Genomic DNA, 15,809 nt, shown 5'->3' with positions numbered 1-15,809 from the left:
AGCCGATTTCCGCTATTGGAGCAGCGGGGATGGTGGCCGCCGCAATAACGGAAACAGGTTTCCGTTATTTGAACAAGCAGGGGCCTAGCACTATTTGTATTCCACCTGCCACCACTTCAACCTATACGGTCACGAGACCACTTAGATTAGTGAAAGAAGGTCCCCCAACAACGGTTTTCAGCATTACCAGTTACCCGCCAGCTACTCCTCCCACACCTGCTCCTGCTCCGATGCTTCTTTCACCAGCTCCACGAATGATGCGCGCACCAGTCCAGCCAGCTCCTTGGGGGCCAGCTCCATCTGCAGGCCCACCTGGCCTGCACTTACCGCTATCCGCTCCAGCGTTTCCGCACTTTTATCAATAAAAGTGGGAAACAGCTTCTTCATCCCTACCGGCGAACATCCGCCGCGGATATAACCGGTCATGGGCTGCAGCTCCTTCATGGGCAGCATTTCGATCTTCTTTTCCCCGGCTGCCCGGGCGGCCTTCTTCAGGTCCAGTTCTTCCCCAACAGGAATCACATACACCAACAGGCGGTTCCCGCTATGGGCCACCAGCGTTTTGAATACCGTTTCCGGAGGGCGGCCGACCTTCACGGCCACCGCCGTTCCATGAATTTGTCCGTCCTCATGGTCATATTCCAGAACAGTATGGGCGATTTTATGCTTGTCCAGCATACGAAGTGCATTGGTTTTTGGTGTTGACATGCTCAGTCATCCTTTCTTCAGTAACTTCCATTATAACCCTTTGCCGCCCTGCCGGTGAACGGAAAAAATGGGTATACCGAATCAGCAAACTTCATTTGCTAATTTTCGGAATATTCCGTTATAATAAAAGTATGAAGCTTTTTTCACGAAAATAGAGGAGAACCCGCCTCTGGTGGAGAAGGAGTAAGACATGGAGGGTGCGCTGTGGGGGAGTTTGTTCACAGAAAGCACCAATCCGGAAGGGTTTTCTCCGCTGTCTCCGGCATATAATGGAGTAAGGAGCTTTCGGCCCATTAGCGCCGGAGACTCGAAAAAAACCGCGCACGACCCCGCCTGGGGAATACTGTTATTCATAAAAGAAAGGAGCTGACATAGGGGAACCCGGGATTTAAGCTTCACAATCTCATTTCTTTTTCCTCTTCCAAATTCTCTTTCACGAAAAACCTCACCCTTTTCATCCGTTTCACCAAAACCTCATACCTATCACAAGCCAATGACCTCTTAAACATGCAACTGTGTTTGAAAATGAATCATTTTGGAGTTGGCGCTGAAAGCTTAAAGGGAAAATAATAGAGAGGGAGCTCTTATGACGATAACCTTTGAAAAAGCCCATGCAGCGGATCATATGCAATTGACGGATCTTACTTTTCGCTCGAAACGGTACTGCAACTATCCTGACCGGTATTACGATATTTGGCGGGATGAACTGAACATTACGGAAGATTATATCAGCAAGAATCTGGTTTACACCGCTCGGACCGGCGGCATGATACTTGGTTATTATGCAATTGTGAAGGCCGACGAGGATTACTGGGCGGGAAGAGTGTTTATCCATAAAGGCTATTGGCTGGAGCATAACTACATCCGGCCGGAATATATCGGGCAAGGCATCGGCACCAAGCTGATGGAGCATGCCCTGGAGCAATGCCGGAAGCTTGGCATTCCGCGGCTGTATTTTTTCGCCGATCCCCATGCGGAGTCCTTCTACCGCAAGTTCGGCGCCCGTTTTATTGCCAAGGCGGATTCCAGCATCGAAGGCAGACTGCTGCCCTTGTACGAGCTTGCTGTGGACCAGTGGAGCGACTATAAGCTGGCGGAAGTTCGCGATTTTCACGAAGACAACCTGCTTACCTATCCGGAAATCCATGCAGGTGCATTGGACACTCACGGCTCGGGACGGCATTAAACTTTAGACTGCAGCAATAAGAGGCATCGGCGCCTTGTGGCAGCCGGTGCTTTTTGTTTTACATACAATCATGCAAACCCCAGAAGGAGTGGAGAGTGTGACCAAACCCAACATTATCGTTTACAAAAAAGTGGAGCCCGCGGTACTGGAGTATTTGGCCGAAACCTGTACGGTTACCTATTTTGAAAAGCTGACGGATGTGGTGTATCCCGGCTTCCTGGATGCCCTGAAGGAGGCAGAAGGCCTTCTGGGTGCCGGGCTCAAGGTGGACCGGGCGCTCTTGGAACAGGCTCCACGGCTTCGGATTGTCTGCAACACCTCGGTGGGCTATGACAACCTGGATATAGAGGAGCTGAAGCGGCGGGGGATTGTAGCCACCAATACCCCGGAGGTGCTGAACGAAACCGTGGCGGATACAGTAATCGCATTGATGCTGGCAGCAGCGCGGAGAATTCCGGAGCTGGATGCCGCCGTCCGCAAGGATTTGTGGGGGACGGAGCCCTCCGACAGCTGGTACGGGGTGGATGTGCATCACAAAACGCTGGGCATCATCGGAATGGGCGGCATCGGCAATGCCATCGCCCAGCGGGCCAAATTCGGCTTCGGCATGAACATTCTGTACCATAACCGCAGCCGGAAGCCGGAAGCGGAGGAGCGGTTTGGCGCCAGGTACTTCGAATTGGATGAGCTGCTGGGGGAAGCGGATTTTGTATGCTTGATGACGCCATTGACTCCGTCAACAGCCGGATTGATCGGTAAGCGGGAGCTCAGCCTGATGAAGCCGTCAGCCATCTTCATTAACGGTTCCAGAGGAGCGACGGTAGATGAAGCGGCGCTGGTGGAGGCTTTGGAGAAGAGAACCATCCATGCCGCGGGACTGGATGTGTTCGTGGAGGAGCCGCTGCCCGGAGACCATCCGTTGACCCGGCTGGACAACGTGGTGCTGGCGCCGCATATCGGCTCGGCCACAGGGGAAACACGGTTGAAGATGGCCATGCTGGCGGCTGAGAATCTGACTGCGTTCGTACAGGGACAGACACCGCCTACTATGATCCGGTGAGCTTTAGGGAATATTGGCCGGAACGATTGATCACATGCGCATTCTGTTCTATGATTAGAGAAATTCTGCGAGGGGAGTATGGGGCTTATGTTTAAAAAAGGAGATGTCCTGACGGCGTCCGTCGATTTTGACAATGCTTTATATTTTGCGGTCGCGGTGGAAATCTGGAAGGACGGCAAGTTTATCGATTGCGGCGGGTCTATCACCAAGATTACAGAGGACGAGGTCTTCATCGGTTATGACGATGGGGAGCATTATCCCCGGCAAACCTATGAATTTCGTGTGCGCTAAGGCGCTGAGGGAACATAATCCACATCTCCTTGGGACCTGTCCCAGGGGGATTTTTTGTGCTGGGGTAGATGCTTATTTTCTGTAGAACATTCTAAGAAAATGAATATCCTATCTAGAATATATCAAAATGATGAGTACGGATCATTCCATTTGGAAGAGAAAGGAGAGGGCAAGATGGCTGTTCAACTGAATAACATGCTGGTCAATCCTAATTTTGAAGCAGGTTTCAGCGGCTGGTTTCCCGTGAACTGCTCGATCAGTACCGGGGCTAAGGATGGGGCATTCTGTGCCGAAATGGCAGGAGGGACTATTTCTTCATCATTACAGCAGGCTGTACCGGTGACTCCGGGGCAAGGCTATTACCTGGGGTTTTCGCTCAAAAATGCCCAGGCCTTGCCCAGTAAGCAGATTGCGGCAACAGTCAATTTTTATAATGCGGGTTTTGTCTTTTTGATGACGGGCCTTACATTGTTGGTTCCCGCAAACACTTTGTCCAATGCAGTCTGGCAGAGTTATGAAGGAGTGACATCCATTGTTCCCAATAATGCTGCCTTCGCCCAGGTTTCCTTCAGCAATGCTGCTGTGGCGGGCACAAGCAGCACACTGCTGGATGAAGTAGTTTTAATGCAGGCTGTTGATTCGGGAACAGGAACAACAGGTGCTACAGGAGCAACCGGTGCAACTGGGGGGACAGGAACTGCGGGAATTACCGGAGCAACTGGAGCAACGGGAGGAACAGGAACCACAGGAGTGACCGGAGCGACCGGCGTAACAGGAGCAACTGGCGGGACAGGACCTACGGGAGCAACTGTTGGATCCACCGGAGCAACGGGAGGGACAGGGCCTACAGGACAGCCTGGAATAACAGGAGGAACTGGATTGACCGGACCAACTGGACCCACAGGGCCTACAGGCATGACGGGGATAACAGGATTACCGGGGGAACCCGGGGCAACAGGGGATACGGGAACAACAGGAGAGACGGGGGCAACCGGGGCAACAGGCTTTACCGGAGCAACCGGAGCGACAGGAACGACTGGGGGAACCGGCCCCACTGGTGCAACAGTTGGAGCAACAGGCGCTACAGGAGCAACGGGTGCGACAGGGCCCACAGGGCCAACAGGTGCCACAGGTGCCACGGGCTTCACAGGAGCGACTGGCGCTACAGGGGTTTTTGAGCCGAACCCGTTTAATGTATTTGTCCAGGCAGGAGCAACCGGAGGCAATGGGACTCAAGCCAGTCCCTTCGGCACAATCCAAGAGGGCATTGCGGCCGTTTCGCCGACGGGCATTGTCAATATCCTGGGAGGAACCTATCCGATTACAACCACCATAACGGTGAACAAAGCGAATGTAACCATCCGTGGATATGCTAATACGGTGCTGCAGCTCCAGGCTGCGGTCATTGCATTATTGGTAACCGGGACCGGTGTGATTCTAGATGGTCTGACCATCACAAGCAATTTGGCGTATGCCGTAGAGTTCATCCAATTGGCCGGCTCGAATCACCGTATAGAGAATTGTGTCATCTTTGGTCCGCCTCAAGCGGGACCATCCTCTGGATGGGTGGTTAACCGCGGATTTCTCACCCAGGGCAACGTCACTAATTTAATTGCAGTCAATAATGTATTCTATTCCCTTCGGCAGGCGGCCTACCTCAATCCCAACTCCACAGGCACGATCATGAATAATGTGGTGTACAACACAAGGGGCTGGGTAGTGGACCGGGCAATCTTCGTCTTTTCGGATAATTCATGGGGTATTCCGCAAAATGCGGTGGATATTGCCTTATTGGTGGGTACCGTGACCGGAGCCCCTTACGATCCGACCACCGCACTGTCACAATACAATAACAGCGCCACAATAAGTGATCAACGGTAGCACCGATAGGATGAAGTAGTCCCAAAGAATACAAAAACCTCGCTCCTAAAAAGGAACGAGGTTTTGCTTTATGCCGAGAGCGGGACTTGAACCCGCACGGTGGTCACCCACCCCAGGATTTTAAGTCCTGAAATGGCATTAATAGGTGTTCTTCTACGTTGCGGAAATACCGGACGAAAAGCCTTTAACTAAGCGGGTTAAAGGCTATTTTTTGTGTTCAGTTCCTTGTAGGTTCAGGAACTTGCATATGGAGGCATGTTAGCAAATATGTTAGCAATATTAAGGGCAGAAACTTTTCACTTCAGCGGTTCTTTGTATCACAATCGATCTCATCAAGGCCAGAGAAAAGAAGAGAGGAAAGCCTTGTGGGACATTGCGAGACAAGGCTTTCTTGAAATATATATTCTTTACATTCGAGTGCGCCGCGGCGCTCGGAAAAGAAAAAGTGTGAACTACCCTTGACCAGCTTAAGTTATTACAATATTGCTTTTGGTTAGTAAATCTTAAACATTAAATAGTTCTAACTTAGGGATTAATATATTCGTAGAGATTTAAATTTTATGCACATTTACTTCTCCAAACAAATTTTTCGCCTGATTAATAATAGTTTCATTAGGATTATGAAAGAATAAAATTAAGTTATCTCTAGCTCTCGTACAGCACACATAAAAAATTTTCTTTGTTCTAAAGTATATTGATTCTTTGTCTGATCTATCACAAAATAAGTACTCGAAATTAAAGTTATTCCACTTCCCATTATCTAATATTACAAATACATTCTCGAACTCAGCACCCTTAATCTTATGCTGTGTAGAAAATGGGGTGTATCCCTCCAGATAATAAAATAAATTTTGAAATTCTCTATATTCTACTTCCTTAACTCTATTAAAAACATAGTCATTCTCTTGAATAAATCTATTGTATTTATCATCTTTTCTACAAATTAATTTAGAATCAGAATAGTCAATAACTTCCTCAATTGTTTTACTCGAAAATTTGTGAATTTCCGAAATGATTTCACTAATTTCTTTCTTCTTACCTACTGATGTAATAGCATACTCTGTTTTACCAATAAATTCATTATAACGTTTCTCATTGTAAAGATGAACAATTGATTGAATTTTAAAAAGGTGTTTTATTAAAGGATCTCTCTTTGAGCCTTTTTTGTTTTCATCCTCTTCATCTTGTTTCTTGTCGTCAATTAGTGCTTCTTTATCCAAATAAATATTTTTAACCTCCGAGTAAGGTTTATCCTTTAATCGATTATAGAGTGCATTTAGCTCTAAATCCTGAGTTATAAGATCCTTTTTCAGTTGTCTCTGTCTATTTTTTAGAGCAACCAAATCTACTATTTGATCAAATGAACTACTTTCATCTATTAAAATATCATTTTTTTTGATTTTGGCTTTAATTTCATTCTTTAAACCTATTATAGGATCCTTATCATAAATCTCCATCAAATTTGGAAATCCTGCTTTTGATGCTATCAAATTGTGTGTTAAATATAATTCTTTTGTCTGCTTCGGATTGTTAAAATCCCACCCCATAAAATGAACTGTCTGCTTTATCTCCTCCAAATTTATATTTTCAGAATATAGAAACTTTATATTACCCTGCTTGATTCCACCATTTACCATGTTAGGAGCTTTCGGATCAATAGAAGGCTCCTGTACCAAGCCATCGAGTCTTAGTTTATTTGCTAATTCTATCACTAATTTGGGGTTTCTTCTGTTTTGTTTCTTGCGAATTTCAGTTATAAAACCGGATTCGATATATTTATTTAGATCTCCGATGCCACCATCGTAAATAGACTGCATTGAATCTCCAAAAAAGCCCACTATGTTTTCTTTCTTACTTTTCCGTAAATGATCCAAGAATATCTCTACAACCAAAGGACTTGTATCTTGGTATTCATCAATAAAAATAAACTGATATTTATCTTTTAAAATGTCGCATAGTAATGAATGATTCTTAAACATAACATTTGCTAAAACAAGCATCTCGTCATGAGAAATAATTCCTTCTTTGATTCGATTATATTCTTTATACTGAATGCCTTCTTTTAAATTATTAAAATATGACATTTCAACTGCACCGTCAGGACTTATTATACTTGACTCTTCATCATTCAAAAGGCTTATTAATGCTTTCTTCAAATCGCGTTGATAATTTTTAATATTATCCCACAAAAAATCATGGATAGTGGATACCCATAAATTAGGGTGATTCACTCTTTCTTCAATTTCTTTCACTGCTGCATTTGTATAAGTAACACAAGAAATTTTAGCTAATGGATTGTCCTTTATTGCTTTCCGTATAACTTGAACTAATGAGTATGTTTTTCCAGAACCAGCTCCACCACTTAAGAGGAAATTTTTTTTATCCTTAACGCATTCAAATATTTCTCTAACTTCGATTTCTAACTGTTCTTCAACCATAGTAAACCTTCCTTTATGTATAATGGAATCTCCCAATTAGAAAACTCTAAACCATTCTCTTCCTTACTATTGAGCAGAATCTCCATTGCAAAATTGGGCTTTTTATCTACACAATTCTCAGCCAAAAAATAAGGATCCTTGCCTTCTTCAAAATACTTTATTTTCTTCAAACTTCTAAAATTATCTTTATTATCAATAATAAACTGTCTATTTAAATGAAAAAATGAATCTTCAAAGCTTCTGGCAGAATAGAGGTCTCCCTTAGAATCAGATTCAGTCACTTGATAGATTACAAGCATAATTCCGTTTTCATCTGGCACCCACTGCTTTAATTCAACATCTTTACGGAGAAGCTTATTAGTCAAATCTAACTTCAAATAAAATCCAAGTTCGTTTACTTTATTTGAAACAGGCGCTTCTGGTTCTGCAGTCGCAGCCACTTCCGAATTTTCAAACTTATTAAAATAATCATAAGTAGCAGCAAAAAAATATTTTAAAGAAGAATTTGTTGTAGCATTTGCATCTTTATCAGAAACGCTACATTTTTCTGTGTTCTTTTCTTTTTTGTTTCCATCGCTATCAATTTCGTAATTTTTTTTGGCTGAATCAATATCAGTAATTATTAAAGATTTCATTCCAATAAAATTAATAAACTTTTCGAATACTTGTGAGTAGGCACCTACCTCTACAATAGATATATTCTGAGAGAGTAAAGGATTATCCTTATATTCTTGATCTATTTTCTTCATCATAGCTGGAAGTAAGATTCTTTCAGTATCACCTTCAATAAATATTGCCTTATCTACAAAAAATAGTTCCGCTCGGTTCAACGTCAGATATTGTTTTAAAAATTTAAAAGATTGTATTTCTCCATCTTGCTCATATTGTTTCTGAAGATCTCTTAAATTTTTTGAATTCACCTGACTACTACTTGACTTGTAAAAATATTTTATATCATTAAAATTACTTTCTGATGTTATTTGACATGAGTGAGTAGTGATGATTGTTTGCAAGTTAAAAGATTTACCATCCCCACCACTACTTGATTGCCTTAGAATTTCTTTAATGTTATTTATAAACACATATTGCATTTGGGGATGAGTATGAGCTTCTGGCTCTTCAATAAAGAGTAGATTAATATCAGCAGGCGTTTGATTTTCACTTGATTCCATCCTAAACTCGCTAAGTAATATCTCAATCTCAAATATCATAGTTATTAGATTTAAATAACCCAGACCATTATAATTTTCAGGCAGAGAATGTTCAGTATTATGATCGTACATAACTGTTGTATTACCTTTTAAAAGCTCCCTATGTTGCAATGTAGATGCAATCTTTATTACTGAGTCGCCTTTATTTATTCCACCAAATCTTTTAACTTTATCAATAACATCAGCGAATAGTCCATCATAAATTTCGTTTAAATCAGAGTCTGTATTACGTAAAGTTTCTTTGAAATCTTGAATTTTTTCTGATTTATTGTCCTTATCTTCTTTCTTCTCATAATATTTCGAAGATAAAACTGATAAAGTTTTATCCGAGTCGTTATTTGTAACATTCCTTCTAGCACTTATTAACTTAAAACTAATTATTTTTTCGAGAAGAACATTCTCCTTTCCTAGATTAACAAAGTCGTTCTGATCTTCAACAAAAGTAGTCCGATCATAGCTTAAAGCTTTTTTGAATATTTTAAAATATTTCTTGTGGTTATCCTTTAAAAACTCATTAATAGTCTTCCTGCGTTTATTACCTTTCTCTAGTTCATTCTTATATTGTTTATACTCAACTCTTACTTTTAATAGATCCTCTTTCAGCAATACATACTCAAACTTAATTACAATTGTATTATTGTCAGGATCGAGATCCATCATTAACTTACTGATATTTGCTAAGTTGTCAGATTCATCATATTCTATAAAAATAGTAAGTGATATTCCGAGACTCAGATTTTCAGCTACATCATCAATATCATTTTCAACCAGTTGTTGAATTTCTTTTTGAAAATCGATATTAAAATCATCATAGGTAAATGCATTTGTAGTTGCTCTTTTTCCAATAAATTTATCTAGGATTGAAAGCAAAGAAGTTTTGCCACAATTATTTTTACCTATAACAACTGACAACTCTTTTTCTAAATCCACTTCAAATTTCTTCAATAACCTATAATTATCCACCTTTAATCTGCTAATTTTCATTCCTTCAACCCCCATTTTTTGAAATAAGCATTAATGACTAAAATTTTAGTATCACGACAATTGTAAAGGGTTTTAAATCTAACTTGTATGTAATTGATTATGCCTCTGCGTAGTTAGTGGGAAATTTTCAAATTGATGGATATATGTTAATTCGACATATTCCTTCATTTCCCTTTTTTCTCCCTTCGTTATTTGGGGATTTTATACGATAGAATAATAATCAAAGCTATTACATCAAAGCAAAGGGATTAGTTCCTTGATGAGCACCAAACTAAAATGAAAACTTAAAAAATTAAAATATATATTATACCCATGATACCTATGCATGATAGGTAGTCTTCGCAAGAGACTATTCATGCGGGAGCCGACACAATCCAAATATGTTCGGCTCTTTCTCTTTCCCAATAACATTTATCAGGAGGAGTCTAAATGAACGTTCCACACAGTGAAGACTTAAAGTCGCTTTTATCTCAATCACTCAAAGAACAGCAGAATAGCTACACGATCCAGCAACTTTTTGAACAATTCCCCACGACAACAGAACTATTGGACGTTACTGAACAACAGTTAACGACAATCAAAGGCATTGGCATAAGCAAAGCACGTCAAATTACAGCAATGCTCAAACTGGCAAGAGCGCTCACAGTACCAAGCGGAGAAATTCACACATTCGGAAGCCCTAAAGATGCGTTCACCCTCCTCGCGCCGGAACTTAGCCATCTGACAAAAGAACATTTTGTATGCTTGTTTTTAAACACTAAAAATCATTTAATCACTAAGCAAATCATCTCCATCGGCTCTCTGAACGCCACAATCGTACATCCCCGTGAAGTATTTCGCGCCGCGATTCAACGATGTAGCGCATCGATCATTTGTGCCCATAATCATCCGAGCGGGGACTCTACCCCGTCTCCAGAAGACGTTGCGCTAACCAAGCGGCTTGTGAGCGTTGGCGAACTCATTGGCATAGAAGTATTGGATCACATCATAATTGGATCAGGCAATTTTGTATCTCTTAAAGAACAGGGGCTGATGTGAACCGAACTCAAAACTTACATTCTGCAATTTGCTAGTATACTAACGAACCAAAATGATGTATGATATCTAGTAATTCCATTGTTGCATAGTTCGTTTTCTTTCTTAATCTACTCAATAATAAATAATAATCGACATTTGAGATGCAGACACAAGACAACAGTAGAGATTCATGAGATGAAGCCTTTTTCTCATGCATTTTTTCTGTTGCCTCGTTGTAGGCATCTTTTTTATTTTCAAAATAAGGGTGTGATGCATCTAATCATTTTATTAAATGACATATTCAAGAAATCATATTTATATACGTTAATTTACCGCTTATACCATATTGAGACACAGAACAGAAAAGCATATCCTTTTTATAGAGGTGAAGAGTTTGAATACTGTCAAAAAGATTGGTGAAAACATCCGGCTATTGCGGTTGAAGAAAGAACTAAGTCAAGAGCAATTAGCTCTACATTCTGGGGTTAATACCTCTTATCTTGGTCAGGTTGAACGAGGAGAAAATAACCCTACCATCCATACGCTAGAGAAAATTGCAAACGGTCTTGAAGTACCTATCGGCAGTCTAATAGGTGACTCCGAGCTAACTGATTGCGTCGAGAAAAACAAAAAGACTGTATTGGCAGTCTTTAATCCCGACGATTTGAAACAGCTTATGATTGACGCAATTAAGACTAGCACCATGAAATCACGTTCTGAAACGGACACAACAAACACGCACAATGATGAGGAAGAAAAAAGATGATGAAGCTGATTGACTTACGTCGTCTCGGACAGGCTGGAATTCCTGTATTGACAAGGGATTTGGATAGCAGAAAAAAGAAACTTCTCGTTGCGAGAAGAACAGAGCAGATTGGACAAGAACAAAATTAGATTGAGGTGATTGTGCGAAATTCTTTTGAGAAAGGCTTAAACTGAGGCATACCAATAATTTACAAATTCATCATCTAAGGGAGTGAATCATTTGTCGGCGCTGTTTGGATTATTGTTATTCGTTTGCTTTATCACCCTTATTATCGGCTTAATCAAGCCAAGTATTGTTTTTAAGTGGGGGCAGCTAGAAAAAAGAACACGTGGAAAGGTTTTTCTTTACTACGGACTTACTCTAATTGTGCTGTTCATTGTGACCATTGCCACCGCCCCGGAAATAGAAAACGAATCTAAGGCTACAGTAGCCAAGGCTGAACAAACTGTAAGTCCAAGCACGGATGCAGGAAATCAGACCAAGGTAGAAGACAAGGCTAAAAAGGAAGCAGAGGAAAAGGCAAAAGCCGAAGAAAAAGTAAAGAATGAGGCTGCTGCCAAAACCTCTAAAGAAGCAGAAGCCAAGGCTAAAGAAGAGGCGAAGACAAAGGAGAAGGAAGACAAGCTGAGAAATCCTGCTTGGAACAAAAATGAAGTTGATGCCATAGAGAATGGCAATCTGCAACGAGCCATGGACATGTTAAAGGTAATTAAGGACATACCATCAGGGGAGCAAGCCTCACCTGAGGAGGTTCTGAAAACTCCTTGGAATTATTACGGCAAAGCCATTTCCTTTACAGGTCAAGTTGGTGTCGTTGAGGATTATCCACCGGGGAGTGATGCCGGAAAGGCGGGGCTGGGCTCAGATGTAGTCATGGAAACGGACGATGGAACTATTGTGGAATTCTTCAGCATGGTCGCAAGTGGTAGCATAAAGGTAGGCCAAACGATAACAATTACCGGATACCCTATTGGCCGAACAGAAGTCGGAAATAAAATCGGCGGTAAGTTCACTCATTTAATCGTGGTAACCAACAAGCTAAACTAATTCATTTCTTCATTGAAGGGAGGTGATAAAGATGAGCGAGAAACTGATTGAAACCGCTGCGAAAACAGCTACGACAGGCGGTTCTGCTCTGGTTGGAGGAGGTGCTGGGGCAGCAATTGGAACATTGGTTTTTCCGGGAATAGGAACGGCAGTAGGCTACCTTCTCGGCACAGGGGCAGGAGGAGCAAGTGGATATCAACTCACAAAAAATTGGTTTAAATAGGAGGAACAAAATGGGTAACAGATGGGATGATATGAAAGATGCGGCAATTGATGCTGTTAGTAAATCGCTTGAAAACGGCTTTGATGTGATTAAGACGGCTCAAGAGTTGAATGAAAAATATGGTAATGATTCTGATTCTGATGATTAATTCTTCTCAATAGCCATTTACTTCATGCGGGAAGTGGATTCCACAACAAATAGTTAACCATTACTCGGGTCATAAACAACTGTCAATTCTCCCAATAGGTTGGGAAGCTCATGAAGTCCCCATCCTATAGGAATAGTGACAGGGTTTATGCCCATTTTTTTTATGCGCTTAAGTGCCTCATTGAACTTTTTCTTTTCATCTTCATATTCTTCTCTAGCCTTCCAGACTGAACGTTTAAGATTGATAAGCTCCAGAACCTCAATCATTCGTTCCTGGTCTTTTCGCTTATAATCAGATTGGTGTATAAACCTTCTTGCCTCTTGAAGGGTGTAATAATCCTCATATCCTACAGTTTTCTCATAGTACGACAGAAGTACCTTCTCCGATAATTCTTCATTGGAAAACTCCAGCAAAGACCTATCAGCAACCCCATAATAGTGTTTTAGGTTGTTCACCTTTCTTTTCATACATTGCACTTCCAGACGGATAATTTGCTCCGACTCTTGTCCACGTGGAAATTCATTGCCGAATACTTGAGTCATCTGATGGTGCTTATTATAAAAATTCACCACAACTGAATGGTTTTCGATTCGGAAGGCATTTTTATATGGTTCTTTCCGTTTTGTACGCTGGTTATCCTCAAGACTCATTTCAAATGTTTTCGGCTTATCGGCGCGGCGGATAAGTTCCATGTATTGTTTCATATGCTGTATTCGGATGTTAATACAATAGTCAATACGATCAACTCTATATTGCGAAATATCATCAAAAATGAACTTAGGAGCAAGTGGATCATAATGATTTAAGCAGAACTGTTTATATTCCTGCCGAGCGGGTCTTAGCAACTTTTTGAAAGCCGCTGAAATCGCCTGGTAATCCTCATATTGGCTGACCTCAACATACTGATTATTCTCACATAGACGCTTGGGATTCATTCTTATTTCAAACGTTTTATAAACGAATTTTTGGTTATCCCTCTCGTAATGATAATCCTTCAAAAAGATTCGCAATCCTTTATCCTTGAATAGCTCGAATTCCGTCCATGATATATGCTTCCACTCTTGCTTGAAATGTTTGGCATGGTATTGTTTTGAGCATATTTTTAACGCTTCAAATAATGCTTTAGCGGTATAAAAATCAATTGGGATAGACAACAACACTGTATGATATCCAATTTTCACGCAAACACATCCCTTCAAAGATGTGTTTGCGCAGTTTTATTTTCTTACAGAATGAAGCAACAATGCAGAATTGTCGAGTGTAGATATGTTCAATATAAATGAAATTGATGTAAATAATATACATATATATTACAATTAGATTCCACTACGCTTTTCAGATAGAAACTCATTAAATCTAGCTTTATTTATCATAAATACCCGCTTGCTTAGCGGAGGAGTCTTGCGATCAGCGCGCTTTAACTTACTCTTTGCTCTTACTTCATTGCTTTCAAACACACCTGCTTCAATCAGATAATGATCTAAATCCTTTTCATCTAATATGAGCTTAAACCCATTGCGATTGAAATGAGCACGAATCCAACTCCATGTTTTGGAGTAGACAAGGTAGTAGTAGTCATTATCCTCCCAGCCCCATTCATTAGTTTCGTCGGAAGGTTTCTCTGGGAAGGAAAGCAATGTGATCTCAGAGATATACTGCTTTTGAGCCGCTAAAAATTGTACTGCATCTATGTCTTCATTACCATGAGTTTCTTTTTCATTTTGGTTATTGGATCTCTTTAGTGATAGCATTTCTTGGCTGCGTTTATATTCTGAAATATGCTCCACAGCATCATCGTCTTCAAGCCACTCCTCGTTATAAAAAACTTTCTTGGCTTCTTTTTTAATGATGCGTGACGACAATTTTATTGCGATCCTAAGGTGCCTATACAAATCAGGCTTATAAACAAAAAAGTCACGATCAATGAATGCCGCGGTCAACCAATTGCCTTTCTCAATTGCCTCATCACTCAGATTAACAAGAATACGTTTATATTTTTCATCGCTTAATTGTGAATATAGTTCCACTGCAATCCCTGCTTCATGAATCTTCTCACCATCATCGAAGTACAAGCTATGAGTAGGCAAGACAAAGAAATTACATATTCTAGTCTCGGTTTCTTTGGTCTCAGACTGCAAAACAAGATACGTTTCATCATCAAAATAAAGATTCTCTTTTTGAAGAATTCTGTTTATTTTTGTCCTTAAGTCATTTAGCCTGATCTCAATTAAGAAATCCTTCTTCACTTTCTCAACATATTTTTCAATAAAATCCTCTGACTGATACTCCTCCATATTCGCACCACCTGTTCCATTCAATTTTAAGCAGGTACAATTTAACGAATAATAATTAATTTTGAGCCAAACAAAAGTGTAATAATCAAAATCAATGTCACGGAAAGGAGAGTTAAAAAATGCCCAAAATCAATTAATTACATACTCAGTCTACCTAAATCAAAAGATAACAAACAGTTTTGGGAACGGGGGAATGCGGGAATATGGGAAAAGTAATGTTACATACACCATAAAACGAAATTAAGACAGATTCAAGTATATATTATATCTTAGAGAACCATAGAAAGGATGTGTGCTATGTTTATAGACTACGATGATGTTATAACCATTTCAGACATGATGGAAATACTGGCAATCGGTCGAAATAAAGCTTATGATTTGCTGCGTTCCGGGCAAATTAAATCATTTAAAATCGGAAAAGCGTATCGGATTCCGAAGACCTGTATTGAAGAATATGTACTATCTAAAGTGAAGTAATTTGAGAAAGTTATTTTGCAGACAGGGGCAATTGCGCTCCTGTCTATTTCATTTTCAACAACATAATTTGGAGGTCGA

General features: G+C 40.8%; 16 protein-coding genes. 11 read left to right on the top strand and 5 right to left on the bottom strand.

Annotation, left to right across the window (positions count from 1 at the left end; all coding sequences use genetic code 11):
* Positions 1 to 201: 201 nt before the first annotated feature.
* Positions 202 to 708, bottom strand: a complete 507-nt coding sequence (gene ybaK, locus ACI1P1_RS14080; RefSeq protein ID WP_416217028.1) for a Cys-tRNA(Pro) deacylase — start codon at positions 706 to 708, stop codon at positions 202 to 204.
* Between the two features lie 586 nt (positions 709 to 1,294).
* Between ybaK and ACI1P1_RS14075 the strand changes: the two genes are divergently transcribed.
* The 4 genes from ACI1P1_RS14075 (at position 1,295) to ACI1P1_RS14060 (ending at position 5,126) form a co-directional block, all read left to right on the top strand.
* Positions 1,295 to 1,894, top strand: coding sequence for a GNAT family N-acetyltransferase (locus ACI1P1_RS14075; RefSeq protein ID WP_416217027.1), 600 nt, complete (start codon positions 1,295 to 1,297; stop codon positions 1,892 to 1,894).
* 97 nt (positions 1,895 to 1,991) lie between these two features.
* The gene (locus ACI1P1_RS14070) at positions 1,992 to 2,954 is read left to right on the top strand and encodes a 2-hydroxyacid dehydrogenase (RefSeq protein WP_416217026.1); all 963 of its coding nucleotides are present in this window, start codon (positions 1,992 to 1,994) and stop codon (positions 2,952 to 2,954) included.
* An 87-nt stretch (positions 2,955 to 3,041) separates the two neighbouring features.
* Positions 3,042 to 3,245, top strand: coding sequence for a hypothetical protein (locus ACI1P1_RS14065; RefSeq protein ID WP_416217025.1), 204 nt, complete (start codon positions 3,042 to 3,044; stop codon positions 3,243 to 3,245).
* 174 nt (positions 3,246 to 3,419) lie between these two features.
* A complete protein-coding gene (locus ACI1P1_RS14060; protein ID WP_416217024.1) occupies positions 3,420 to 5,126 on the top strand; it encodes an NTTRR-F1 domain in 1,707 nt (568 codons plus the stop codon).
* Between the two features lie 551 nt (positions 5,127 to 5,677).
* Here the strand turns inward: ACI1P1_RS14060 and ACI1P1_RS14055 are convergent.
* Together ACI1P1_RS14055 and ACI1P1_RS14050 are read right to left on the bottom strand one after the other, a co-directional pair.
* Entirely contained in the window at positions 5,678 to 7,564 is a 1,887-nt protein-coding gene (locus ACI1P1_RS14055; protein ID WP_416217023.1) for a UvrD-helicase domain-containing protein, read from the bottom strand.
* Positions 7,546 to 9,759, bottom strand: coding sequence for an AAA family ATPase (locus ACI1P1_RS14050; protein ID WP_416217022.1), 2,214 nt, complete (start codon positions 9,757 to 9,759; stop codon positions 7,546 to 7,548). The genes ACI1P1_RS14055 and ACI1P1_RS14050 overlap by 19 nt, the downstream gene beginning before the upstream one ends.
* Positions 9,760 to 10,188: 429 nt before the next feature.
* Here ACI1P1_RS14050 and radC point away from each other — a divergent pair, with 429 nt between their 5' ends.
* The 6 genes from radC (at position 10,189) to ACI1P1_RS14020 (ending at position 12,960) form a co-directional block, all read left to right on the top strand.
* Positions 10,189 to 10,797 carry a RadC family protein gene (gene radC / locus ACI1P1_RS14045; RefSeq protein ID WP_416217021.1) on the top strand — a complete coding sequence of 203 codons (609 nt, stop codon included), beginning with the start codon at positions 10,189 to 10,191 and terminating at the stop codon, positions 10,795 to 10,797.
* A 373-nt stretch (positions 10,798 to 11,170) separates the two neighbouring features.
* Complete coding sequence (locus tag ACI1P1_RS14040) at positions 11,171 to 11,542, top strand: helix-turn-helix domain-containing protein (protein WP_416217020.1); 372 nt, start codon at positions 11,171 to 11,173, stop codon at positions 11,540 to 11,542.
* A complete protein-coding gene (locus ACI1P1_RS14035; protein WP_416217019.1) occupies positions 11,539 to 11,670 on the top strand; it encodes a hypothetical protein in 132 nt (43 codons plus the stop codon). Before ACI1P1_RS14040 ends, ACI1P1_RS14035 begins: the two co-directional genes overlap by 4 nt.
* 91 nt (positions 11,671 to 11,761) lie before the next feature.
* On the top strand, positions 11,762 to 12,589 hold the full coding sequence (locus tag ACI1P1_RS14030) for a hypothetical protein (protein WP_416217018.1): 828 nt from the start codon (positions 11,762 to 11,764) through the stop codon (positions 12,587 to 12,589).
* Positions 12,590 to 12,620: 31 nt separating this feature from the next.
* Positions 12,621 to 12,812 (top strand): hypothetical protein, encoded by a 192-nt coding sequence (locus ACI1P1_RS14025; RefSeq protein ID WP_416217017.1) that lies wholly within the window; start codon positions 12,621 to 12,623, stop codon positions 12,810 to 12,812.
* A 10-nt stretch (positions 12,813 to 12,822) separates the two neighbouring features.
* Positions 12,823 to 12,960, top strand: a complete 138-nt coding sequence (locus tag ACI1P1_RS14020; protein ID WP_416217016.1) for a hypothetical protein — start codon at positions 12,823 to 12,825, stop codon at positions 12,958 to 12,960.
* A 53-nt stretch (positions 12,961 to 13,013) separates the two neighbouring features.
* Here ACI1P1_RS14020 and ACI1P1_RS14015 read toward each other — a convergent pair whose 3' ends face one another.
* Positions 13,014 to 14,141 carry a hypothetical protein gene (locus tag ACI1P1_RS14015; RefSeq protein ID WP_416217015.1) on the bottom strand — a complete coding sequence of 376 codons (1,128 nt, stop codon included), beginning with the start codon at positions 14,139 to 14,141 and terminating at the stop codon, positions 13,014 to 13,016.
* 135 nt (positions 14,142 to 14,276) lie between these two features.
* Complete coding sequence (locus ACI1P1_RS14010; protein WP_416217014.1) at positions 14,277 to 15,254, bottom strand: hypothetical protein; 978 nt, start codon at positions 15,252 to 15,254, stop codon at positions 14,277 to 14,279.
* 288 nt (positions 15,255 to 15,542) lie between these two features.
* Here ACI1P1_RS14010 and ACI1P1_RS14005 point away from each other — a divergent pair, with 288 nt between their 5' ends.
* A complete protein-coding gene (locus ACI1P1_RS14005; RefSeq protein ID WP_416217013.1) occupies positions 15,543 to 15,731 on the top strand; it encodes a helix-turn-helix domain-containing protein in 189 nt (62 codons plus the stop codon).
* Positions 15,732 to 15,809 lie beyond the last annotated feature (78 nt).

The sequence above is a fragment of the Paenibacillus mesotrionivorans genome, assembly GCF_046098205.1.
Lineage (GTDB): Bacteria > Bacillota > Bacilli > Paenibacillales > NBRC-103111 > Paenibacillus_AR > Paenibacillus_AR mesotrionivorans.
The sequence above is the reverse complement of the archived record's forward strand: the minus strand, read 5'-3'. Positions and strand labels throughout refer to the sequence as shown.